Genomic DNA, 24288 nt, shown 5'->3' with positions numbered 1-24288 from the left:
TAGTGAGCGAAACCCCGTGTTTCACTCTCTACCTGTTCGACGAACGAGGCGAGGCGAATCCGACAGCTAGGCCGCCGCCGGCTTGAGGTAGGTGACCAGGCTGACGTCCAGCGACTCGTCGGTGAAGTAGTACTCACAACCGCGGAGGTACTTCATGTAGCGCTGGTAGACCTCTTCGGACTGGATCTCGACGGCCTTGTCGTGGTGGGCCTCCAGCGCGTCGCCCCAGATCCGCAACGTCTTGATGTAAGACGGCCGCAGCGAAAGCGGCTCGGGCACAACGAAACCGGCCTTCTCGCCATGTTCCACCATCATGTTGGTGGTCGGCAGGCGGCCGCCCGGGAAGATCTCGGTGAGGATGAACTTGATGAACCGCGCGGTCTCGAAGGTCAGCTTCTTGCCGCGGGCATGCAAGTCGTACGGGTGGTAGCTGACGCTGCTCTGCACGGTCATCCGACCGTCGTCGGGCATGATGTTGAAACAGTTCTTGAAGAACCGGTCGTAATTCTCGTGGCCGAAGTGCTCGAACGCCTCGATGGACACGATCCGGTCGACGGGGTCGCTGAAGTCCTCCCAGCCGCGCAGCAGCACCTGGCGTGTGCGATTGGTGTCGATGCTGTCCAGCACCTGCTGAGCGCGGGCACGTTGGTTCTTGGACAGCGTCAGGCCGATGACGTTGACGTCGTAGCGCTCCACGGCGCGCTTCATCGTGGTGCCCCAACCACAGCCGATGTCGAGCAGCGTCATGCCCGGCTTGAGATCCAGTTGATCGAGGTTCAGGTCGACCTTCGCGATCTGGGCTTCCTCGAGCGTCATATCGTCACGCTCGAAGTAGGCGCTGCTGTACGTCCGAGTCGGGTCCTGGAACAGGCCGAAGAAGTCGTCGGACAAGTCGTAATGCGCCTGGATGTCTTCGGGACGCGTCCGGATGTCTGTCGAAGCGGCTGGCTTGTCAGGCATTGATGCTTGTCGCCTTTCTGGTGAACTAATTCCCGCGCAACTCATCGACTGGTGAGAGCACCATACCTGTCCTTTACCAGTGCGGGGTGCCGACTGGCTTACTTCTCCAGCGTGAACTGATTGACGTCGATGTAGCCGGTGCGGAATCCCTTCGCGCAGCCGGTCAAGTAGTGCATGTAGCGGTCGTAGACCTCTTCGGACTGGATCTCGATGGCCTTGTCCTTGTTGCCCTCCAGCGCCGCGGCCCAATGGTCGAGCGTCTTGGCGTAATGCGGCTGCAGCGACTGGCGACGGGTCAGCGTGAAGCCACCCTTCGACGACCGGTCCTCGACCATCTCGATCGACGGCAGCCGACCGCCCGGGAAGATCTCGGTCATGATGAATTTCAGGAAGCGGGCCAGCTCGAAGGTCAGCGGGATCCCGCGCTCCACCATCTGTGGCCCGGTCAGGCCGGTGATCGTGTGCAGCAGCATCACCCCATCGTCGGGCAGCGCGCCGTAGGCGATCTTGAAGAAGTCGTCATAGCGGTCGTGGCCGAAGTGCTCGAACGCGCCGATCGAGACGATCCGGTCGACCGGCTCCTCCCACTGCTCCCAGCCCTCTAACAGAATCCGCTTGGTGCGCGGGCTGTCCATCTCGTCCAGCGTCTTCTGCACGTGAGCGGCCTGGTTTTTCGACAACGTCAGGCCGACGACGTTCACGTCGTACTTCTCAATCGCGCGCCGCATGGTGGCGCCCCAGCCGCAGCCGACGTCGAGCAGCGTCATCCCGGGCTGCAAACCCAGCTTGCCCAGCGCCAGGTCGATCTTGGCGATCTGCGCTTCTTCCAGCGTCATATCGTCACGCTCGAAGTAGGCGCAGCTGTAGGTCTGGGTCGGGTCGAGGAAGAGCCGGAAGAAGTCGTCGGACAGATCGTAATGAGCTTGTACATCCTCAAAATGAGGCTTCAGCTTTTGCGCCATGGTGTGCGCCTTCCTGGTTTTACGACGTCTCCGCCTCGACTGAGCGGGACTCCCCACCCGCACCCCCATACCCCCCGGACATGCTAGTCGATCAGGGGTGGGGAACCGAATTGCGAAACCAGCCGATCGGGTATCAGGCTTCGGCGAATGTGGCCGTCAGCTCGGCGATTACCCGATCCCACAGCTGCTCGGGCAACTCGTGGCCCATGCCGTCGAACGTCACCCAGCGTGCGCCGCGGATTGCCCGCGCCACCGCACGCCCGCCAGAGGGCCGCATCAGCTTGTCGGCCCGACCATGCAATACCACGGTTGGCGCGGTGATCTGCCGGTCGTAGCCGACCAGACTGCCGCTGGCCAGCACTGCGCTGAAATGACGGGGAATACCCCACGGGTAAAAGCTGCGCTCGTAGCCCTCGATGGCCTCTTCGCGGATCCGCTGCTCGGGTGCCGGGTAGGCGGGGCTGCCGATGATCCGGGTGACCCGCACCGCGTTGTCGATGATGACGTCGCGCGGCGACCCTGGTGGCGGTCCGTTGAGCAGCGCCAGCAGCTGCCGCGGTCCGGGCGGCGGCAGGAATCGGCGGTTGTTGCTGGAAAAGATCACCGCCAGCGACCGCGTCCGCTCGGCAAACCGCGCCGCCACGATCTGGGCGATCATGCCGCCCATCGAGGCGCCGACGACATGCGCTTGCCGGATCCCCAGATGGTCGAGCACCGCCGCGGCGTCGTCGGCCATCTGTTCCAGCGCATAGGCCGATTTGCCGGGTAGCCCCAGCCAGAACCGAAGCATCCGCAAAACCAGCGGCCCACCGGAGCTTTGGCCCCGCTCGGTCTTGCTGGACAGGCCGACGTCGCGGTTGTCGTAGCGGATGACGCGCAGGCCCTCGGCGACCAGCTTTTCGCAGAACGCGGTGCGCCACAGCAGCAGCTGCGCGCCCAGACCCATGATCAGCAGCACCGGCGGGTCGCCGGGGTCGCCCATGTCCTCGTAGTAAAGATCGACATCACCCGATCGGGCAGTCCCGGAGCGGACCTGCACTACACCTCCACGTCGCTTTGATGCTCGCGGCTGACCTCCACCATGAAGTTGGCGAAGTAGCCGGTGAGCTGCGGATCAGACATCATCTGCCAACGCGGTGCCAGCAGCTTCATATACCGCTCCACGTAGAGGAACTGCTTGCCGATCAGCACCAGCTCGCGGGGCAGCTTGACGTCATAGGCATCGGCCAGCGTGGAGAGTTGCCGGCCGATGTCCGCGTAGGACATGTCGCCCAGCGACTGCATCGTCAGCGGGGTGGCGAACTTCTCCAAGTCCTTGGCCGCCTGAGCCTCGGGTTTCATGGTGCCGACCGCGCCCATCAACACCACGATCTTGCCCGCGGCGGCGTGGTCCTTTTTGACCAGCAGCGCATAAACCAGCTCGCGCAGCAGCCAGCGGGTGCGCGGGTCGATGCGGCCCATGATCCCGAAGTCGAAGAACACGATGCGGCCCTGATCATCGACATAGAGGTTGCCGGCGTGCAGGTCGCCGTGGAACAGGCCGTGCCGCAGACCGCCCTCGAACAGGCTGAACAGCAGCGCCTTGACCAGTTCGGTGCCGTCGAACCCGGCTTTACGGATCTCGGCGGCGTTGTCGATGCGGATGCCGTGCACCCGTTCCATCGTCAGCACCCGGTCGCTGGTGTAGTCCCAATACACCTGCGGCACTCGGATGTTGCGGCCCAGCGGCGAGGCATGCAGATGCGAGACCCACGCCTCCATCGACTGGGCCTCGAGGCGGAAGTTCAGCTCCTCGGCCAAGTTGTCGCTGAAATCGGCGACGACGTCCTGGGCGGAGAGCCGGCGGCCCAGCTTGGCCAGTTCGACAGCCTGGGCAAAACGCTTGAGGATCTGCAGGTCGGCAGCGACGCGGCGACGGATCCCCGGCCGTTGGATCTTGACGACGACCTCTTCGCCGCTTTTCAGCGTCGCGTAGTGCACCTGAGCGATGGAGGCCGATGCGAACGGCTGCTCGTCGAAACTGGCGAACAGCTGCGATGGATCGGCGCCAAGCTCGTCGATGAAGAGTTTCTGCACGTCGCCCTGATCGGCGGGCGGCACCTTGTCGAGTAGACCCCGAAATTCCCGGGAAAGCTGTTCGCCGAAGGCGCCCGGGCTGGACGCGATGATCTGCCCGAACTTGACGTAGGTGGGACCCAGGTCAGCGAAGGTCTGGGGCAGCTGCTTGATCACCTTCTGTTGCCAGGGGCCGCGGCCGGGCAGCTTGGTGACGATGCGGGCAGCAGTACGGGTGAGCTGCCAACCGGTCACGCCGACGCGGGCCGCTTCGACCGGCAACGGCACCCGGTCAAGCTTCGCTAGCTCGCGATGATTGCTGGAACTCATCCGTGCAGTCTATGGGCGGGCGAGCGCGAAGTTCTCCGTCAGCGTCTCGACGATCGGGCGCCACACCGGTTCGGGCAGGTCGTGGCCCATGCCGTCGACCACGACAAACCGCGCGCCGGGGATGGCCGCGGCGACCGCCTGCCCGTTACGCGGCCGCAGCATCGGATCCGCCGACCCGTGCACCACCACCGTCGGCGCGGTGATCGCCCTGCTGTAGGCCAGCAGGCTGCCGGTGCCCAGCACCGCGTCGACATGGCGCCGCATGCCGGCCGGATAGCTGCCCCGCTCGGCCAGCTGCTGGACCCGCTTGCGCAGGTCTGCATTCGACGGCAGGAAGTTCGGGCCGTTGAGCGCCGCGATGTTGCGCACCTCGAATGCCAGCCGCTGCTCCTCGGATGCGTTTTTACCCGGGGCGTCGAAGACCAGCTTGATCACCGCCCAGGCCGGCGGCGCCGAGAAGAACCGCTTGCCGGTGGTCGACATGATGATGCCCAGCGACGCCACCCGGTCCGGCTCGGTGGCCGCCAGAATCTGGGCGATCATGCCGCCCATTGACGCGCCGACGACGTGCGTGCGGCTGATTCCGAGATGGTCGAGCAGCGCGACGGCGTCGTCGGACATGTCGCGCAGCGTGTAGGGCACCGTGCTGGTCTTGCCGATCAAGTACCGCCAAGCACGCCGGTAGGCCGTGCCGTCGGCCCGATGCCCGTCCATCTTGGCCGACAACCCGGTATCGCGGTTGTCGAACCGCACGACGCGGTAGCCGACGTCGAGCAACTGCTCGCAAAAACCGTCGGGCCACATCGGCAGCTGGGCACCCAGACCCATGATCAGCAGCACCGGCGGATCGGCCGGGTCGCCCAGGTCCTCGTAGTAGATCTCGACGACGCCGTCCGGGGTTTCGCGGCGCGCGACGCCGCTACGGGTCAGCATGCGTGCGCCACGGCGTCACCCACGGACGTGGTTCCCACTTCTCCAGGCCGGCGATCAGCTCGTACATGGTGGCGCCGTCGATGCTTTCGCGGATGATGTCGGCGTGCCCGGCGTGCCGGGCCAGCTCGTTGATCACGTGCAGGATCACCCAGCGCACCGACCAGGCCTCGAGATCGTCGGGGAACCACGGAATATCCTCGGGAACCGGCACCGGGGCGTCGAGGTCGGCGTTGTCGACGAGCCGCAGTGATTCCGCGTTCTGCGCCTTGAAACCGCCCAGCAGCCCGGCCAGTGTCTCGTCGGGCCGCATCACGTGCTGATCGCCGAACTCCTTGGCGATCTCCTCGAACGGCCGAGGGTCTTTGGGCGGGGCGCCCGGCGCGGCAGCCACTCGTGCCATCCAGGTCCGCTGCAGACCGGTTGCGTGCTTGACCAGCCCACCGATCGACAGCGCGCTCACCGACGGGGTGGCGCGGGCCTGCTCGTCGGTGAGTCCATAGGACACCGCGAAGTAGGCGCTTTGGTGATAGGCCAGATACTCGCGCAGCGCGCTGCGCTCGTCAGCGACCGGTGCGGCCAGAGCGGGCATGGGTAGTCCCTATCACGTCGTGATGCCCAGGCGATCCGCGAGGACCAGAAACGCGACCGCGAAGTCGTTGCCGACGGTGTCTGTGCGCAACCGGTCCCAGTCCAGCTGCTCGCGAACGGCGCGGACAGCCGGCAGCAGCGACGCGAAATCGCAATGGTGTTCGGTCAGCGCGCACAGCTTCTGGGTCATGACCTGCGTCGGTGACAACACCGGCATCCGGAGTGCCAACACGTCGCGGCTGGCCGCCGAATCGAGCAGGTCCGCGTCGACCGGCACGCCGTTGATCCGGTGCAGCACATCGACCACCGCGCCGTCGAGGCAAGCCTTGAACAGCCAGTCTTCGGGGGTGCGGTCGATGGCGAACCCCGCTGTGGCCAGTGTCTGCGCGGCGGCGTCGGCATCGGCCTCGGCGACGGCGAAGTCGACGTCGTGCACGGGTTCCGGTGCGCCGTAGACCCACAGCGCGTAGCTGCCGGCGAGCGCGAACCGAGGCCCGTGCGCCTTGAGCGCCGACGCCGCGCGGCGCAGTGCCTCGCGCAACTGTTCATTGGATGCGAATGCGGTCATGTTGGGTAGGTACTACCCATGCGGATGGCCACCTTCAACATCCTGCACGGTCGCAGCGTCCACGACGGCGAAGTCGACGTGGACCGGCTCGCCGACTGTGTGCGACGACTCGACGCCGACATCCTGGCCCTGCAAGAAGTCGATTGCGACCAGCCCCGCTCGGCGATGGCCGATCTGACCGCGGTGGCCGCCGAGGCCATGGGTGCGGTCAGTCATCGGTTCGTCGCGGCGATCTCCGGCACGCCCGGCGCGACGTGGATGGCCGCCACCGGCGACGAACAGCCGGGCACCGCGGCCTACGGCATCGCGCTGCTGTCCCGGTTTCCGGCGCTGAGCTGGCAGGTGCTGCGGCTGCCGCGGATCCCGGTGAGGTTTCCGATGTATCTGCCGGCGCCGCGGCGGGTGCAGGTCGTCGACGAAGAACCCCGGGCCGCGGTGATCGCCCGGCTCGACACCGACCTGGGCGAGCTGACCGTGGCCAATACACACTTGTCGTTCGTGCCGGGCTGGAACCGGCTGCAGTTGCGGCGACTGATCCGCGATCTACGCGGCTTCGAGGGCCCGCGGGTGCTGATGGGTGACCTGAACATGAGCCCGGCCACGCCGCGTCGGACCCGGTTGCGTCCGCTCGCGTCGGTGCTGACGTTTCCCGTCGATGCCCCCGATCGCCAGCTCGACCACATCCTGACCGACGACAGCCAACTGGTTGCCGAGGCGTGCTCGACGCCCGCGTTGCCGATTTCGGATCATCGGCCGCTTGTTGTCGACGTCTCGCGCCACAACCGGCAATGATCGCGTCATGCTCACACTGTCCCTCGACATCGGGGGTACGAAGATCGCCGCCGGCCTCGTCGACGCCGATGGCGTGCTGGTCCACGCCGACAGCCGACCTACTCCGAATAGCCAACGCGCAGAAGATGTTTGGGCTCTAGCTCAAACGCTGATCCGCGAGGCGCTGGATGTCGCCGGCGGCACCGTCGGGGCGGTCGGCATCGGGTCGGCCGGTCCGATCGACCTGGCCGGCGGCACCGTGAGCCCGGTCAACATCGGCTGCTGGCGTGATTTTCCGCTGCGCGACCGGGTCGCCGCCGCGGTGCCGGGCGTCCCGGTGCACCTGGCCGGCGACGGGCTATGCATGGCAGTCGGCGAGCACTGGCGAGGTGCCGGACGCGGCGCACGCTTCCTGCTCGGCATGGTGGTCTCCACCGGGGTGGGTGGGGGGCTGGTACTCGACGGCGTCCCGTATCAGGGCCGCAGCGGCAACGCCGGACACGTCGGGCATGTGGTCGTCGACATCGGCGGTATGCCGTGCTCGTGCGGGGGCCGGGGCTGCGCCGAGACGATCGCGGCCGGTCCGTCGATGACGCGGTGGGCCCGCGCCAATGGCTGGGACGGGAGCGATGCGATGGCACTGGCCGAGGCGGCCGCCGCCGGTGAGCCGGTGGCGCAGCAGGCGTTCGGCCGCGCCGCGGGCGCGCTGGCCGCGATGATTGCCTCGGTGGCGGCGGTGTGCGACCTCGACCTCGTCGTGATCGGCGGGGGCGTCGCGAAGGCCGGGGAAGTGCTGTTCGCCCCGTTGGGCGCGGCGCTGGCTGACTACGCCGGCTTGGACTTCCTCGCTGGGCTGCGGGTGGTTCCCGCGGCGCTGGGTGGCGACGCCGGGCTGGTCGGGGCGGCCCGGCTCGTCACACCTGTCACTTGAGTCACTGGCCATCGGCTGTTTTGGCTGATAGCAGATGGCCACGCTATTGTGGTGGCCGATCCACCCAAGACCGTTGGTCACCGAGCAATCGGTTGAAGGTCCGGGAACTCCCGGCGGCCCACGCAGGAGGACGAGGCAACCGTACGTCGGCACGCGCCGGCGCCATGTTCACGCCCCGACCGCATCCTGCGTCGGGGCGTTCGTGATTTCCGGGTCGAGACGATCGCAAGCGCGGCGAAGCCGGGCGCAGCGGGTCGTCGCGCGACAGGTAAGACCACCCCAAGGAGGCATGCATGGCCCGGGCTGACAAGGCCGCCGCCGTCACCGATATCGCCGAGCGTTTCAAGGCATCTACGGCCACCGTGATCACTGAGTATCGCGGTTTGACAGTGGCCCACCTGGCCGAGCTGCGGCGATCGCTGGGCGACTCCGCCAGTTATCGGGTGGCCAAGAACACGCTGGTCAAGCAGGCCGCGTCGGAGGCCGGTGTCGAAGGACTCGACGAGTTGTTCGTCGGGCCGACGGCAATCGCGTTCGTCACCGGCGAGGCGGTCGACGCCGCCAAGGCCATCAAGACCTTCGCCAAAGACCACAAGGCGCTGGTCATCAAGGGCGGTTACATGGACGGTCACCCGCTGACCGTCGCCGAAGTCGAGCGGATCGCCGACCTCGAATCCCGCGAGGTGCTGCTGGCCAAACTGGCCGGCGCGATGAAGGCCAACATGGCCAAGGCCGCCGGGCTGTTCAACGCGCCGGCGTCGCAGGTGGCCCGGCTCGCTGCCGCCCTGCAGGAGAAGAAAGCCGCGGAGGCTCCCGCCGCCCAGGCGCCCGCCGCCGAAACCACTGAAACCACCGAATAAGCCCCGTACCCACACCAAGGAAGGACACCACTATGGCCAAGCTCTCAACCGATGAACTGCTCGACGCGTTCAAAGACCTGACGCTGCTGGAGCTCTCGGAGTTCGTGAAGAAGTTCGAGGAGACCTTCGAGGTCACCGCCGCTGCTCCGGTCGCCGTGGCGGCCGCGCCCGGCGGCGCGGCCCCGGCTGGTGGCGCCGAAGCCGCCGAGGAGCAGTCGGAGTTCGACGTCATCCTCGAGGCGGCCGGCGACAAGAAGATCGGCGTCATCAAGGTCGTGCGCGAGATCGTCTCGGGTCTAGGCCTCAAGGAGGCCAAGGACCTGGTCGACGGCGCGCCCAAGCCGCTGCTGGAGAAGGTCGCCAAGGAAGCCGCCGACGAGGCCAAGACCAAGCTCGAAGCTGCCGGCGCCACCGTCACCGTCAAGTAATTCGATTCGCAACAGCCCCCGGAGCGCCTACGCTCCGGGGGCTTCGCGTACTGCCGAGCGCTGCGACTGCTCGACCCGTTCGGGTAAATCACCCAGCGCGACAAGAAGATTTTTCGTCATCGCGGCCAGCACCGGCCCGACGGCCGCGCCGTCGCCGCCGTAGTAGCCGGCCAGCTCGAGCATCACGAACCCGTGGATGACCGCCCAGAACTGGGCGGCCACCGCCACCACGGCGGCGTCGTCGTCGGCCGAGCCGGCTGAACCCCCGGCGATCCGGCCGGCCTGCATCGAGCGGTGCACCGGTCCCACCACCCGCGCGAAGCTGGGATAGCGGTCGCTGATCTCGGCCACCGACAAGGCGACCACGTTGTGTGCCGGTGCATTGATCCCGTGCGCGCTGGTGCTACCGAACATCAGCCGATACATATGCGGGCGTTGGATCGCGTAATGCCGGTAGGCGATGCCGGTGGCCATCAGGTCAGCGACCGGATCGTCGGTCGACGGCACTGCCAGGGCATCGGCGAATTGCCGCAGACCCTCCTCGGCCACCGCGGCGATCAACGCCTGCATCCCGCCGAAATGGGTGTACACCGCCATGGTCGAAGTGCCTGCCCCGCCGGCGACCTTGCGCGTCTGCAACGCGTCGGGCCCGTGCTCGTCGAGCAGGCTGACCGCCGCATGCACCAACCCCGCACGCGCAGTCGGCTCGGTCTGGGAAGTCATCATTGCCATTTTGGCACAGCAGGCGTACGGTCCATAACACCGAAATAACATCGTTATAGGAGTTGGAGATGACCGCGACTGCCAGCACCCAGACTCGCAACCCGTACCTCGAGGGCTCCCTCGCGCCGGTGGCCAGCGAGGTCACCGCGACGGACCTGCCGGTGACCGGTCGCATTCCGGAACACCTCGACGGTCGCTATCTGCGCAATGGACCCAACCCGGTCGCCGACGTCGACCCCGCCACCTATCACTGGTTCAGCGGCGACGCGATGGTGCACGGCGTTGCGCTGCGCGATGGGCAGGCCTGCTGGTACCGCAACCGCTGGGTCCGCAACTCGCCGGTGTGCGCGGCTTTGGGCGAGCCCGAGCCCGCCGGGCTCAATCCGCGCGCCGGCATGCTGTCGGTCGGTCCCAACACCAACGTGCTGAGCCATGCCGGACAAACCCTGGCGCTTGTCGAGGGCGGCGGCGCCAACTACCGGCTCACCGATGACCTCGACACCGTGGGAACCTGTGACTTCGACGGCACCCTTTCCGGCGGCTACACCGCCCACCCGCACCGGGACCCGGCCACCGGCGAATTGCACGCGGTGTCCTACTCCTTTGCGCGCGGACACAGCGTGCAGTACTCGGTGATCGACACCCAGGGGCGGGCCCGCCGGACCGTGGACATCGCGGTGACCGGATCGCCGATGATGCACGACTTCTCGCTGACCGACAAATATGTGGTGATCTACGACCTGCCGGTGACCTTCGACCCGGTGCAGGTGCTGCCGACGACAGTCCCGCGCTGGCTGAATGCGCCGGCCCGGCTGGTGGCGCAAGCGGTGCTCGGACGTGTCCGGATGCCCAGCCCGATCACCGCGATGACCAACCGCAACCGCCAACCCATCCACCAGATGCCCTACAAGTGGAATGACCACTACCCTGCGCGCATCGGCGTCATGCCCCGCGACGGCGACAACAGTGACGTCAAGTGGTTCGACATCGAACCGTGCTACGTCTACCACCCGCTCAACGCCTATACGGAAACCCGCGAGGGCGCCGAGGTGCTGGTGCTCGATGTGGTGCGCTACGCGCGGATGTTCGACCGCGACCTGCGCGGCCCCGGCGACAGCCGGCCCACCCTGGACCGCTGGACCATCAACCTGACGACCGGTTCGGTAAGCACCGAACGCCGTGACGACCGGCCGCAGGAATTTCCTCGCATCAACGAGAGCCTGTTGGGTGGCAAGCACCGGTTTGGCTACACCGTCGGGCTCGAGGGCGGCTTCCTGGACGACGGGAAGACCGATATGTCCAGCGCGCTGTACAAGCACGACTACCTGACCGGGTCGGCGACCGTGGCCGCGCTCGACCCCGAGCTGCTGCTCGGCGAGATGTCGTTCGTGCCCAATCCAGTGGCCGCTGCCGCCGAGGACGACGGCATCCTGCTCGGGTATGGCTACCACCGCGGCCGCGACGAAGGCCAACTGGTCTTGGTCGATGCGCAAACCCTCGAGTCGGTGGCAACGGTTCATCTGCCGCAACGGGTGCCGATGGGTTTTCACGGCAACTGGGCGCCGCGGTATTAGACGTACGTGTCATTGCTGGCAGGCCGCCGCGACCGCGGACGATAGTCGTGTCGCTGGTCGCGTGCATGCGCTAAAGTGACTGAAACCACAGGCCACACCAGCAACGTCATCGAGAGGATTTCGCATGGGAATCGGCATCCAGGTCGAAGGACTGACCAAGTCCTTCGGATCCCAGCGAATCTGGGAAGACGTCACCATGGACATCCCGGAGGGCGAGGTCAGTGTGCTGCTGGGCCCCTCAGGTACCGGCAAATCAGTGTTCTTGAAGTCGTTGATCGGCCTGCTGCGCCCGGAGCGCGGTTCGATCATCGTCGACGGCACCGACGTCACCGAGTGCTCGGCCAAAGAGCTTTACGACATCCGCACCCTGTTCGGTGTGATGTTCCAGGACGGCGCACTGTTCGGCTCGATGAACCTCTACGACAACACCGCGTTCCCGCTGCGCGAGCACACCAAGAAGAAGGAAAGCGAGATCCGTGACATCGTCATGGAGAAGCTGACCCTGGTCGGTCTGGGCGGCGACGAGAAGAAGTTCCCCGGCGAGATTTCCGGCGGTATGCGCAAGCGCGCCGGCTTGGCCCGCTCGCTGGTGCTCGACCCGAAGATCATCCTGTGCGACGAGCCCGACTCGGGTCTGGACCCGGTCCGCACCGCCTACCTGAGCCAGCTGCTCATCGACATCAACGCCCAGATCGACGCCACGATTCTGATCGTCACGCACAACATCAACATCGCCCGCACGGTGCCCGACAACATGGGCATGCTGTTCCGTCGCAAGCTGGTGATGTTCGGTCCGCGCGAGGTGTTGCTGACCAGCGACGAGCCGGTCGTCCGCCAGTTCCTCAACGGCCGCCGGATCGGGCCGATCGGGATGTCGGAGGAAAAAGACGAGGCCACCATGGCCGAAGAGCAGGCGCACCTGGACGCCGGCCACCACGACGGCGGCGTCGAGGAGATCGAGGGCGTGCCGCCGCAGATCACCGTTACCCCGGGAATGCCCGAACGCAAAGCGGTCGCCCGGCGCCAGGCCCGGGTCCGGGAGAACCTGCACACTTTGCCCAAGGGCGCCCAGCAGGCGATCCTCGACTCCCTCGAGGGCACCAATGAGTACTCAGCCAGCGAGTTCGGCGACGCGGGTGACCGTGGCCGCCATCGCGACTACGACGCACCCACCGAGACGATCCGCACTCAGTAAGCGACAACGGCGCGCAATATGTGGAAGGAGTTCTGCTGACAACTTGGCGCGTCAACCCTTGACGGGAGGGCCTGAAGGGGCCAATCTGTTGGGCAGCATGTGTGCACGGGAAGGCGAAGACGGCGGCCAGCGCCAGATCGCCGGTACCCCCGGAGCGCGGTAGTTGAGGAATGCGCCGTCCTGCGCTATTGTTGGACGTTGCGCTGGCTGCCTCCTGCCCACCTCACCCGCCACTTGACACCGTGGTCCTAGCCTGAGCCCGTTCCGGCTCAGCGATCTAGCTGCGTGCGTGAGTTTCGGACAGTTCGTTCGCCAGCCGAACCGACACAGTTATCGCGGCGAACAGGTCCGGTGCCCGCCGGCTTTCGTTAGTCGCACGAGGTGCTGGAAGGATGCATCTTGGCAGTCTCGCGCCAGAGCAAGAAGAACCCCTCAGGTACTCAGATTTCATCAAATGGCTCCGTTCCCGGAGCGCCTAACCGAATTTCTTTCGCCAAGCTGCGTGAACCGCTCGAGGTTCCCGGTCTTCTCGACGTGCAGACCGATTCCTTCGAGTGGCTGATCGGCGCGCCCCACTGGCGCGAAGCGGCCGCTGCCCGCCCTGATGGCAGGACCACCGGTGGTCTGGAAGAGGTGCTCGAAGAGCTGTCGCCGATCGAGGACTTCTCCGGCTCGATGTCACTGTCCTTCTCCGACCCGCGGTTCGACGAGGTCAAGGCACCCGTCGACGAGTGCAAAGACAAGGACATGACGTACGCGGCCCCGCTGTTCGTCACGGCCGAGTTCATCAACAACAACACCGGCGAAATCAAGAGCCAGACGGTGTTCATGGGCGACTTCCCGATGATGACCGAGAAGGGCACGTTCATCATCAACGGCACCGAGCGGGTGGTGGTCAGCCAGCTGGTCCGCTCGCCCGGCGTGTACTTCGACGAGACCATCGACAAGTCGACCGAGAAGACGCTGCATTCGGTCAAGGTGATCCCGAGCCGCGGCGCGTGGCTGGAGTTCGACGTCGACAAGCGCGACACCGTCGGGGTGCGCATCGACCGCAAACGTCGTCAGCCGGTGACCGTGCTGCTCAAGGCGCTGGGCTGGACCAGCGAGCAGATCACCGAGCGGTTCGGCTTCTCCGAGATCATGATGTCGACGCTGGAGAAGGACAACACCGCGGGCACCGACGAGGCGCTGCTGGACATCTACCGCAAGCTGCGCCCGGGCGAGCCGCCGACCAAGGAATCGGCGCAGACCCTGCTGGAGAACCTGTTCTTCAAGGAGAAGCGCTACGACCTGGCCCGCGTCGGCCGCTACAAGGTCAACAAGAAGCTCGGCGTCAGCGGCGCATCGACGACCACCCTGACCGAAGAGGACGTCGTCGCCACCATCGAGTACCTGGTGCGCTTGCACGAGGGGCAGCCCACGATGACCGCGCCGGGCGGCGTCGAGGTGCCGGTGGAAACCGACGACATCGACCACTTCGGCAACCGGCGGCTGCGCACGGTCGGTGAGCTGATCCAGAACCAGATCCGGGTCGGCATGTCCCGGATGGAGCGGGTGGTCCGCGAACGGATGACCACTCAGGACGTCGAGGCGATCACGCCGCAAACCCTGATCAACATCCGCCCGGTGGTTGCTGCGATCAAGGAGTTCTTCGGCACCAGCCAGCTCTCCCAGTTCATGGACCAGAACAACCCGCTGTCGGGTCTGACCCACAAGCGTCGCCTCTCGGCGCTGGGCCCCGGCGGTCTGTCCCGTGAGCGTGCCGGCCTGGAGGTCCGCGACGTGCACTCCAGCCACTACGGCCGGATGTGCCCGATCGAGACGCCGGAGGGTCCGAACATCGGTCTGATCGGATCGTTGGCGACCTACGCGCGGGTGAACCCCTTCGGCTTCATCGAAACGCCGTACCGCAAGGTGGTCGACGGTGTAATTACCGACGAGATCCACTACCTGACCGCCGACGAGGAAGACCGCCACGTGGTGGCGCAGGCCAACTCGCCGATCGACGACGACGGCCGGTTCACCGAGGCCCGGGTCCTGGTGCGCCGCAAGGGCGGCGAGGTCGAGTACGTGTCCTCGGCCGAAGTGGACTACATGGACGTCTCGCCGCGCCAGATGGTGTCGGTCGCGACCGCGATGATCCCGTTCCTCGAGCACGACGACGCCAACCGCGCCCTGATGGGTGCCAACATGCAGCGCCAGGCGGTTCCGCTGGTGCGCAGCGAGGCGCCGCTGGTGGGCACCGGGATGGAGCTGCGCGCCGCGATCGACGCCGGCGACGTCGTCGTCGCCGACAAGAGCGGCGTCATCGAGGAGGTTTCGGCCGACTACATCACCGTGATGGCCGACGACGGCACCCGGCAGACCTACCGGATGCGCAAGTTCGCCCGGTCCAACCACGGCACCTGCGCCAACCAGCGTCCGATGGTCGACGCCGGCCAGCGGGTAGAGGCCGGCCAGGTGGTCGCCGACGGTCCGTGTACCGACAACGGCGAGATGGCGCTGGGCAAGAACCTGCTGGTGGCGATCATGCCGTGGGAGGGTCACAACTACGAGGACGCCATCATCCTGTCCAACCGCCTCGTCGAGGAGGATGTGCTGACCTCGATCCACATCGAGGAGCACGAAATCGACGCCCGCGACACCAAGCTGGGCGCCGAGGAGATCACCCGGGACATCCCGAACGTCTCCGATGAGGTGCTGGCCGACCTCGACGAGCGCGGCATCGTGCGCATCGGCGCCGAGGTTCGCGACGGCGACATCCTGGTCGGCAAGGTCACCCCGAAGGGGGAGACCGAGCTGACCCCGGAGGAGCGGCTGCTGCGGGCGATCTTCGGTGAGAAGGCCCGCGAAGTCCGCGACACCTCGCTGAAGGTGCCGCACGGCGAGTCCGGCAAGGTGATCGGCATCCGGGTGTTCTCCCGCGAGGACGACGACGAGCTGCCGGCCGGGGTCAACGAACTGGTCCGCGTCTACGTCGCCCAGAAGCGCAAGATCTCCGACGGTGACAAGCTGGCCGGCCGGCACGGCAACAAGGGCGTGATCGGCAAGATCCTGCCCGTCGAGGACATGCCGTTCCTGCCGGACGGCACCCCGGTGGACATCATCTTGAACACCCACGGTGTGCCGCGACGGATGAACATCGGCCAGATCTTGGAAACCCACCTGGGCTGGTGCGCGCACAGCGGCTGGAAGGTCGACGGCGCGCCGGACTGGGCGGAAAAGCTGCCTGAGGAACTGCTGGAGGCCGAGCCGAACAACATCGTGGCCACGCCGGTGTTCGACGGCGCCCAGGAAGCCGAGCTGCAAGGCCTGCTGTCCTCGACGCTGCCCAACCGGGACGGCGAGGTGCTGGTCAACGGCGACGGCAAGGCGGTGCTGTTCGACGGCCGCTCCGGTGAGCCCTTCCCGTACCCGGTGACCGTTGGCTTCATGTACATCATGAAGCTGCACCACCTGGTGGACGACAAGATCCACGCCCGCTCCACCGGCCCGTACTCGATGATCACTCAGCAGCCGCTGGGCGGTAAGGCGCAGTTCGGTGGCCAGCGGTTCGGTGAGATGGAGTGCTGGGCCATGCAGGCCTACGGCGCCGCGTACACGCTGCAGGAGCTGTTGACCATCAAGTCCGACGACACCGTCGGCCGGGTCAAGGTATACGAGGCGATCGTCAAGGGCGAGAACATCCCCGAGCCGGGCATCCCCGAGTCGTTCAAGGTGCTGCTCAAAGAGCTGCAGTCGTTGTGCCTCAACGTCGAGGTGCTCTCCAGCGACGGTGCCGCCATCGAGATGCGCGACGGTGACGACGAGGACCTGGAGCGCGCTGCGGCCAACCTGGGAATCAACCTGTCCCGCAACGAATCCGCCTCTGTTGAGGACCTTGCCTAATTTGTTTTCTAGTCCCGAAAGGGGAAAGGGAGTTACGTGTTAGACGTCAACTTCTTCGATGAACTCCGTATCGGCCTGGCCACCGCGGAGGACATCCGCAACTGGTCTTTCGGCGAGGTCAAAAAGCCGGAGACGATCAACTACCGCACGCTCAAGCCAGAGAAGGATGGCTTGTTCTGCGAGAAGATCTTCGGACCGACTCGCGACTGGGAGTGCTACTGCGGCAAGTACAAGCGCGTGCGCTTCAAGGGCATCATCTGTGAGCGCTGTGGCGTTGAGGTGACCCGGGCCAAGGTGCGTCGCGAGCGGATGGGCCACATCGAGCTGGCCGCGCCGGTGACCCACATCTGGTACTTCAAGGGTGTGCCGAGCCGGTTGGGCTACCTGCTGGACCTGGCGCCCAAAGATCTCGAGAAGATCATCTACTTCGCCGCCTACGTCATCACCGGCGTCGACGACGAGTTGCGGCACAACGAGTTGTCCACTCTCGAGGCCGAGATGGTTGTCGAGAAGAAGGCCATCGAGGACCAGCGCGACGCGGACCTGGAGGCCCGCGCCCAGAAGCTGGAAGCCGACCTGGCCGAGTTGGAGGCCGAAGGCGCGAAAGCCGATGCGCGGCGCAAGGTTCGCGACGGCGGTGAGCGCGAGATGCGTCAGCTGCGCGACCGCGCGCAGCGCGAGTTGGACCGGCTGGACGAGATCTGGACGACGTTCACCAAGCTGGCCACCAAGCAGCTGATCGTCGATGAGAACCTCTACCGCGAGCTGGTCGACCGCTACGGCGAGTACTTCACCGGCGCGATGGGCGCGGAGTCGATCCAGAAACTGATCGAGAACTTCGACATCGACGCCGAGGCCGAGTCGCTGCGCGACACCATCAAGAACGGCAAGGGGCAGAAGAAGCTTCGCGCCCTCAAGCGGCTCAAGGTGGTCGCGGCGTTCCAGCAGTCGGGCAACTCGCCGATGGGCATGGTGCTCGACGCGGTGCCGGTGATCCCGCCGGAGCTGCGCCCGATGGTGCAGCTCGACGGTGGGCGGTTCGCCACGTCCGACCTCAACGACCTCTACCGCCGGGTGATCAACCGCAACAACCGACTCAAGAGGCTGATCGATCTGGGTGCGCCCGAGATCATCGTCAACAACGAGAAGCGGATGCTGCAGGAGTCGGTGGACGCGCTGTTCGACAACGGCCGTCGCGGCCGGCCGGTCACCGGGCCGGGTAACCGCCCGCTGAAGTCGCTGTCGGATCTGCTCAAGGGTAAGCAGGGCCGGTTCCGGCAGAACCTGCTCGGTAAGCGGGTGGACTACTCGGGCCGTTCGGTCATCGTGGTCGGCCCGCAGCTCAAGCTGCACCAGTGCGGTCTGCCCAAGCTGATGGCGCTGGAGCTGTTCAAGCCGTTCGTGATGAAGCGGCTGGTCGACCTCAACCACGCGCAGAACATCAAGAGCGCCAAGCGGATGGTGGAGCGTCAGCGTCCGCAGGTGTGGGATGTGCTCGAAGAGGTCATCGCCGAGCACCCGGTACTGCTGAACCGCGCACCGACTCTGCACCGGTTGGGTATTCAGGCCTTCGAGCCGATGCTGGTGGAGGGCAAGGCCATTCAGCTGCACCCGCTGGTGTGTGAGGCCTTCAACGCCGACTTCGACGGCGACCAGATGGCGGTGCACCTGCCGTTGAGCGCCGAGGCGCAGGCCGAGGCCCGCATCCTGATGCTGTCGTCGAACAACATCCTGTCGCCGGCGTCGGGTCGTCCGCTGGCCATGCCGCGACTGGACATGGTGACCGGGCTGTACTACCTGACGACCGAAGTCGACGGCGACACCGGCGAATACGTGGCCGCTGCCAAAGACCGCGCAGAGACGGGCGTGTACGCATCGCCTGCTGAGGCGATCATGGCCGCCGACCGCGGCGTGTTGAGCGTGCGGGCCAAGATCAAGGTGCGGCTGGAGCAGCTGCGTCCGCCCGCCGAGGTCGAGGCCGAGTTGTTCGGCGCACATGGTTGGCAGCCGGGGGATTCCTGGATCGCCGAGACCACGCTGGGCCGGGTGATGTTCAACGAGCTGCTGCCCACGGGCTACCCGTTCGTGAACAAGCAGATGCACAAGAAGGTGCAGGCCGCGATCATCAACGATCTGGCCGAGCGTTACCCGATGATCGTCGTCGCCCAAACCGTCGACAAGCTCAAGGACGCCGGTTTCCACTGGGCCACCCGCTCCGGGGTGACGGTGTCGATGGCCGACGTGCTGGTACCACCGCGCAAGCAGGAGATCCTCGATTCCTACGAGGAACGGGCCGACAAGGTCGAAAAGCAGTATCAGCGTGGCGCTTTGAACCACGACGAGCGCAACGAGAACTTGGTCGAGATCTGGAAGGAAGCCACCGACGAGGTCGGTAACGCGCTGCGCGAGCACTACCCGGCCGACAACCCGATCATCACGATCGTCGACTCCGGTGCCACGGGTAACTTCACCCAGACCCGGACGCTGGCCGGCATGAAGGGTCTGGTGACCAACCCGAAGGGTGAGTTCATCCCGCGGCCGATCAAGTCGTCGTTCCGTGAGGGCCTGACGGTGTTGGAGTACTTCATCAACACCCACGGCGCGCGGAAGGGCTTGGCCGACACCGCGTTGCGTACCGCCGACTCGGGCTATCTGACTCGTCGTCTGGTCGACGTGAGCCAGGACGTCATCGTGCGCGAGGCGGACTGCGGCACCGAGCGCGGTATCACGGTCGAGATCGCCGAGCGTCAGCCCGACGGCGCGTTGATCCGCGACCCGTTCATCGAAACGTCGGCCTATGCCCGCACTTTGGGCACCGACGCGGTTGATGAGAAGGGCAAGGTCGTGGTTGCTCGCGGTCACGATCTGGGCGACCCCGAGATCGACGCGCTGCTGGCGGCCGGCATCACGCACGTGAAGGTGCGGTCGGTGCTGACCTGCGCGACCGGCACCGGCGTGTGCGCGACGTGTTACGGGCGCTCGATGGCGACCGGCAAGCTGGTCGACATCGGTGAGGCCGTCGGTATCGTCGCGGCCCAGTCCATCGGCGAGCCCGGCACCCAGCTGACTATGCGCACCTTCCACCAGGGTGGTGTCGGCGAGGACATCACCGGTGGTCTGCCCCGGGTCCAGGAGCTCTTCGAGGCCCGCATCCCGCGCGGTAAAGCGCCGATCGCCGACGTCACGGGGCGGGTCCGCCTCGAGGAGGGTGAGCGCTTCTACAAGATCACCATCGTCCCGGACGACGGTGGCGAGGAAGTGGTCTACGACAAGCTCTCCAAGCGTCAGCGGCTGCGGGTGTTCAAGCACGAGGACGGCACCGAGCGGCTGCTCGCCGACGGCGACCACGTCGAGGTCGGCCAGCAGTTGATGGAAGGCTCCGCCGACCCGCACGAGGTGCTGCGCGTGCAGGGCCCGCGCGAGGTGCAGATCCACCTGACCAAGGAGGTCCAGGAGGTCTACCGGGCACAGGGTGTGTCGATCCACGACAAGCACATCGAGGTGATCGTGCGGCAGATGCTGCGCCGGGTGACGATCATCGACTCGGGCTCAACGGAATTCCTGCCCGGCTCGCTGATCGACCGCGCGGAGTTCGAGGCCGAGAACCGTCGGGTGGTGGCCGAGGGCGGCGAGCCCGCCGCCGGTCGCCCGGTGCTGATGGGTATCACGAAGGCGTCGCTGGCCACCGATTCGTGGCTGTCCGCGGCGTCGTTCCAGGAGACCACTCGAGTGCTGACCGATGCGGCGATCAACTGCCGCAGCGACCGGCTCAACGGTCTGAAGGAGAACGTGATCATCGGCAAGCTGATCCCGGCCGGTACCGGGATCAACCGCTACCGCAACATCCAGGTGCAGCCGACCGAGGAGGCCCGGGCCGCCGCGTACACGATCCCGTCCTACGAGGATCAGTACTACAGCCCGGATTTCGGTGCCGCCACTGGGGCTGCGGTCCCGCTGGACGACTACGGCTACAGCGACTACCGGTAACTAGCACGAGAAAGCCCCGGGTCCCATGCCCCGGGGCTTTCTCTTTGCCCCTCGCCGCGTCGAGCGTCACGCCAGCGTGGCCGTCGCGTCCCAGTGCCGCGCTGGCGTGACGTTCGCGTCATGCCTTCGCACTAGACTGGCCGCGTGCTCATCGGTTCGCATGTCCACCAAGACGATCCCCTGGCCACGGCCCAGGCCGACGGCGCCGACGTGGTGCAGTTCTTCCTGGGCAACCCGCAGAGCTGGAAGAAGCCCAAGCCGCGCGACGACGCTGAGACGCTGAAGGCGTCGACGATGCCGCTGTACGTCCACGCGCCGTACCTCATCAATGTGGCCTCGGCCAACAACCGCATCCGCATCCCGTCGCGCAAGATTCTGCAGGACACCTGCGACGCGGCCGCGGCCATCGATGCGACGGCGGTGATCGTGCACGGCGGCCACGCCGATGACAACGATATGGACGCCGGCTTCGGGCGGTGGGTCAAAGCGCTGGACTACCTCGAGACCGACGTGCAGGTATATCTGGAGAACACCGCTGGCGGCGACCATGCGATGGCCCGTCATTTCGACACCATCGGCAGGTTGTGGGATCACATCGGCGACAAGGGAATTGGGTTCTGCCTGGACACCTGCCACGCCTGGGCCGCCGGCGAGGAGCTGATTGACGCGGTCGACCGGATAAAGGCGCTGACCGGCCGCATCGACCTGGTGCACTGCAACGACTCGAGGGACGCCGCGGGCTCCGGTGCCGACCGGCACGCCAACTTCGGCACCGGCCAGATCGATCCGGAGCTGCTGGTGGCCGTCGTCAAGGCCGCCAGCGCGCCGGTCATCTGCGAAACCGCCGACCAGGGCCGCAAGGACGACATCGCTTTTCTGCGCGACCACCTCAGCTAGCGGTGGCCGTCTCAGTCGAGGGTCATTACACCTCTTGAACAGTTGTCGACAAAATGTAACACTGGACTCATGCCCGATACCCATGTCGTCACCAACCAGGTCCCGCCGCTGGAGGACTACAACCCCGCGTCGTCACCCGTTCTGACCGAGGCGCTGATCCGCGAGGGCGGGCAGTGGGGCCTCGACGAGGTCACCGAAGTCGGCGCGATTTCCGGCAGCGCCGAAACCCAACGGTGGGGCGAGCTGGCCGACCGCAACCGGCCGATCCTGCATGCCCACGACCGCTACGGCCACCGCCTCGACGAGGTGGAGTACGACCCGGCCTACCACCAGCTGATGCGCACCGCTATTGCCCACGGCCTGCACGCCGCCCCGTGGGCGGATTCGCGGCCGGGCGCACACGTTGTGCGCGCCGCCAAGACCGGCGTGTGGACCGCCGAGCCCGGCCACATGTGCCCGATCTCCATGACCTATGCCGTCGTGCCGGCGCTGCGATGCAACCCTGAGCTCGCCGACATCTACGAACCGCTGCTGACCAGCCGCGAGTACGACCCGGACCTGACAGTGCCGACAACCAAAGCCGGTATCACCGCCGGCATGTCGATGACCGAAAAGCAGGGCGGCTCTGATGTGCGTGCCGGCACCACCCAGGCCACCCGCAATGCCGACGGCAGCTACAGTCTGACGGGTCACAAGTGGTTCACCTCGGCGCCGATGTGCGACATCTTCCTGGTGCTCGCACAGGCACCTGATGGCTTGTCGTGCTTCCTGCTGCCCCGGGTGCTGCCCGACGGCACCCGCAACCGCATGTTCCTGCAGCGTCTCAAGGACAAACTCGGCAACCATGCCAACGCCTCCAGCGAGGTCGAGTACGACGGCGCCACCGCCTGGTTGGTCGGGGAGGAAGGCCGCGGAGTGTCGACCATCATCGAGATGGTCAACCTGACTCGGCTGGACTGCGCGCTGGGCAGCGCCACCAGTATGCGCAGCGGACTGACCCGTGCTGTCCATCATGCCCAGCACCGCAAGGCGTTCGGCGCCTACCTGATCGATCAGCCGCTGATGCGTAATGTGCTGGCGGACTTGGCTGTCGAGGCTGAGGCGGCCACCATGGTGGCGATGCGGATGGCCGGCGCCACCGACAACGCGGTACGCGGTGACGAGACCGAGACGCTGCTGCGCCGCATCGGATTGGCCGCGACCAAGTATTGGGTGTGCAAGCGCGCCACCCCGCACGCCGCCGAGGCGATGGAGTGCCTGGGCGGCAACGGCTACATCGAGGACTTCGGTATGCCGCGGCTGTACCGCGAAGCGCCGCTGATGGGAATTTGGGAGGGCTCTGGCAACGTCAGCGCCCTGGACACGTTGCGCGCCATGGGAACCCGCTCGGAATGCGTCGACGTGCTCTTCGCCGAGTTGGCCAACACCGCCGGCCACGATCCACGGCTGGACGCCCACGTCGACCGGCTCAAGCCACAGTTGGCGGATCTCGAGACCATCCAATACCGGGCCCGTAAGGTCGCCGAGGACATCTGCCTGGCGCTGCAGGGCTCGCTGTTGGTGCGGCACGGTCATCCCGCTGTCGCTGAGGCATTTCTGGCCACCCGGCTCGGAGGACAGTGGGGCGGCGCCTACGGAACCATGCCCACTGGCCTGGATCTCGCGCCGATTCTCGAGCGTGCAATGGTCAAGGGATGACGCACGCGATCAGACCGGTCGACTTCGACAACTTGAAAACGATGACCTATGAGGTCACCGACCGGGTTGCCCGAATCACTTTCAACCGGCCCGAAAAGGGCAACGCGATCATCGCCGACACCCCGTTAGAGCTGTCAGCGCTGGTCGAGCGGGCGGACCTCGATCCCAACGTGCACGTGATCTTGGTGTCGGGTCGGGGCGAAGGGTTCTGCGCCGGCTTCGATCTGAGCGCCTACGCCGAAGGCTCGTCCTCAGCCGGTGGCGGCAGCACCTACAAGGGCACCGTGCTCGACGGCAAAACCCAGGCCGTCAACCACCTGCCGAACCAGCCCTGGGACCCGATGGTCGACTACCAGATGATGAGCCGGTTCGTGCGCGGGTTCTCCAGCCTGATGCACGCCGACAAGCCCACGGTGGTCAAGATCCACGGTTACTGCGTGGCCGGCGGCACCGACATCGCGCTGCACGCCGACCAGGTGATCGCCGCCTCCGACGCCAAAATCGGCTATCCGCCCACGCGGGTGTGGGGCGTGCCGGCCGCCGGACTGTGGGCGCACCGGCTCGGTGACCAGCGCGCCAAACGCCTTCTGCTGACCGGCGATTGCATCACCGGCGCCCAAGCCGCCGAATGGGGACTGGCGGTTGAGGCACCCGACCCGAAAGATCTCGACGAACGCACCGAACGACTCGTCGAACGCATCGCCGCAGTGCCGGTCAACCAGCTCATCATGGTCAAGCTCGCACTCAACACCGCGCTGTTGCAACAAGGTGTGGCGACCAGCCGGATGGTCAGCACGGTGTTCGACGGCGTGGCCCGGCACACGCCCGAAGGCCACGCGTTCGTCGCCGATGCGGTCGAGCACGGCTTCCGCGACGCGGTCCGGCACCGTGACGAGTCCTTCGGGGACTACGGCCGCAGAGCATCTGAGGTGTAGGCGAT

Annotated in this window: 19 protein-coding genes; 11 read left to right on the top strand and 8 right to left on the bottom strand. The window is 66.2% G+C overall.

All coding sequences use genetic code 11. The features are described from left to right. Positions 1–66 precede the first annotated feature (66 nt). The 7 genes from mmaA4 to AC5Y49_RS15410 form a co-directional block, all read right to left on the bottom strand. Entirely contained in the window at positions 67–960 is an 894-nt protein-coding gene (gene mmaA4 / locus AC5Y49_RS15440) for a hydroxymycolate synthase MmaA4 (protein ID WP_499888426.1), read from the bottom strand. A 98-nt stretch (positions 961–1058) separates the two neighbouring features. Continuing rightward, the gene (gene mmaA2, locus AC5Y49_RS15435; protein WP_499888821.1) at positions 1059–1922 is read right to left on the bottom strand and encodes a cyclopropane mycolic acid synthase MmaA2; all 864 of its coding nucleotides are present in this window, start codon (positions 1920–1922) and stop codon (positions 1059–1061) included. A gap of 133 nt (positions 1923–2055) precedes the next feature. Then, positions 2056–2904, bottom strand: a complete 849-nt coding sequence (locus AC5Y49_RS15430) for an alpha/beta fold hydrolase (protein WP_499888819.1) — start codon at positions 2902–2904, stop codon at positions 2056–2058. Positions 2905–2960: 56 nt separating this feature from the next. Continuing rightward, a complete protein-coding gene (locus tag AC5Y49_RS15425) occupies positions 2961–4307 on the bottom strand; it encodes an ABC1 kinase family protein (RefSeq protein ID WP_499888424.1) in 1347 nt (448 codons plus the stop codon). Positions 4308–4316: 9 nt separating this feature from the next. After that, a complete protein-coding gene (locus AC5Y49_RS15420) occupies positions 4317–5240 on the bottom strand; it encodes an alpha/beta fold hydrolase (protein ID WP_499888422.1) in 924 nt (307 codons plus the stop codon). Beyond that, positions 5227–5829: a DinB family protein gene (locus AC5Y49_RS15415; RefSeq protein WP_499888420.1), complete on the bottom strand. Its 603-nt coding sequence runs from the start codon at positions 5827–5829 to the stop codon at positions 5227–5229. The genes AC5Y49_RS15420 and AC5Y49_RS15415 overlap by 14 nt, the downstream gene beginning before the upstream one ends. Positions 5830–5841: 12 nt before the next feature. Next, positions 5842–6396 carry a nucleotidyltransferase gene (locus AC5Y49_RS15410; protein WP_499888418.1) on the bottom strand — a complete coding sequence of 185 codons (555 nt, stop codon included), beginning with the start codon at positions 6394–6396 and terminating at the stop codon, positions 5842–5844. An 18-nt stretch (positions 6397–6414) separates the two neighbouring features. Between AC5Y49_RS15410 and AC5Y49_RS15405 the strand changes: the two genes are divergently transcribed. The 4 genes from AC5Y49_RS15405 (at position 6415) to rplL (ending at position 9386) form a co-directional block, all read left to right on the top strand. Continuing rightward, positions 6415–7188 (top strand): endonuclease/exonuclease/phosphatase family protein, encoded by a 774-nt coding sequence (locus AC5Y49_RS15405; RefSeq protein WP_499888416.1) that lies wholly within the window; start codon positions 6415–6417, stop codon positions 7186–7188. 7 nt (positions 7189–7195) lie between these two features. Beyond that, complete coding sequence (locus AC5Y49_RS15400; protein WP_499888414.1) at positions 7196–8098, top strand: ROK family protein; 903 nt, start codon at positions 7196–7198, stop codon at positions 8096–8098. A gap of 293 nt (positions 8099–8391) precedes the next feature. Next, positions 8392–8958 (top strand): 50S ribosomal protein L10, encoded by a 567-nt coding sequence (gene rplJ, locus AC5Y49_RS15395; protein ID WP_499888413.1) that lies wholly within the window; start codon positions 8392–8394, stop codon positions 8956–8958. A 32-nt stretch (positions 8959–8990) separates the two neighbouring features. Next, positions 8991–9386 carry a 50S ribosomal protein L7/L12 gene (gene rplL, locus AC5Y49_RS15390; RefSeq protein WP_499888411.1) on the top strand — a complete coding sequence of 132 codons (396 nt, stop codon included), beginning with the start codon at positions 8991–8993 and terminating at the stop codon, positions 9384–9386. 27 nt (positions 9387–9413) lie between these two features. On the opposite strand, the gene AC5Y49_RS15385 is transcribed toward rplL, so the two are convergent. Further along, positions 9414–10109 carry a TetR/AcrR family transcriptional regulator gene (locus AC5Y49_RS15385; RefSeq protein WP_499888409.1) on the bottom strand — a complete coding sequence of 232 codons (696 nt, stop codon included), beginning with the start codon at positions 10107–10109 and terminating at the stop codon, positions 9414–9416. A gap of 68 nt (positions 10110–10177) precedes the next feature. Between AC5Y49_RS15385 and AC5Y49_RS15380 the strand changes: the two genes are divergently transcribed. The 7 genes from AC5Y49_RS15380 to AC5Y49_RS15350 all read left to right on the top strand — a co-directional run bounded on the left by AC5Y49_RS15380 (position 10178) and on the right by AC5Y49_RS15350 (position 24283). Further along, positions 10178–11683 carry a carotenoid oxygenase family protein gene (locus AC5Y49_RS15380; protein ID WP_499888407.1) on the top strand — a complete coding sequence of 502 codons (1506 nt, stop codon included), beginning with the start codon at positions 10178–10180 and terminating at the stop codon, positions 11681–11683. Between the two features lie 124 nt (positions 11684–11807). Beyond that, the gene (locus AC5Y49_RS15375; RefSeq protein ID WP_499888404.1) at positions 11808–12878 is read left to right on the top strand and encodes an ABC transporter ATP-binding protein; all 1071 of its coding nucleotides are present in this window, start codon (positions 11808–11810) and stop codon (positions 12876–12878) included. A 399-nt stretch (positions 12879–13277) separates the two neighbouring features. Beyond that, on the top strand, positions 13278–16766 hold the full coding sequence (gene rpoB, locus AC5Y49_RS15370) for a DNA-directed RNA polymerase subunit beta (protein ID WP_499888400.1): 3489 nt from the start codon (positions 13278–13280) through the stop codon (positions 16764–16766). A gap of 36 nt (positions 16767–16802) precedes the next feature. Then, positions 16803–20753, top strand: a complete 3951-nt coding sequence (locus tag AC5Y49_RS15365) for a DNA-directed RNA polymerase subunit beta' (protein WP_499888398.1) — start codon at positions 16803–16805, stop codon at positions 20751–20753. A 144-nt stretch (positions 20754–20897) separates the two neighbouring features. Next, a complete protein-coding gene (locus AC5Y49_RS15360; RefSeq protein ID WP_499888396.1) occupies positions 20898–21650 on the top strand; it encodes a deoxyribonuclease IV in 753 nt (250 codons plus the stop codon). Positions 21651–21719: 69 nt separating this feature from the next. Then, the gene (locus AC5Y49_RS15355; protein ID WP_499888394.1) at positions 21720–23348 is read left to right on the top strand and encodes an acyl-CoA dehydrogenase family protein; all 1629 of its coding nucleotides are present in this window, start codon (positions 21720–21722) and stop codon (positions 23346–23348) included. Further along, the gene (locus AC5Y49_RS15350) at positions 23345–24283 is read left to right on the top strand and encodes a crotonase/enoyl-CoA hydratase family protein (protein ID WP_499888392.1); all 939 of its coding nucleotides are present in this window, start codon (positions 23345–23347) and stop codon (positions 24281–24283) included. Before AC5Y49_RS15355 ends, AC5Y49_RS15350 begins: the two co-directional genes overlap by 4 nt. The last annotated feature ends 5 nt before the right edge of the window (positions 24284–24288 follow it).

The organism is Mycobacterium sp. NGS62 (assembly GCF_059812285.1).
The sequence above is the reverse complement of the archived record's forward strand: the minus strand, read 5'-3'. Positions and strand labels throughout refer to the sequence as shown.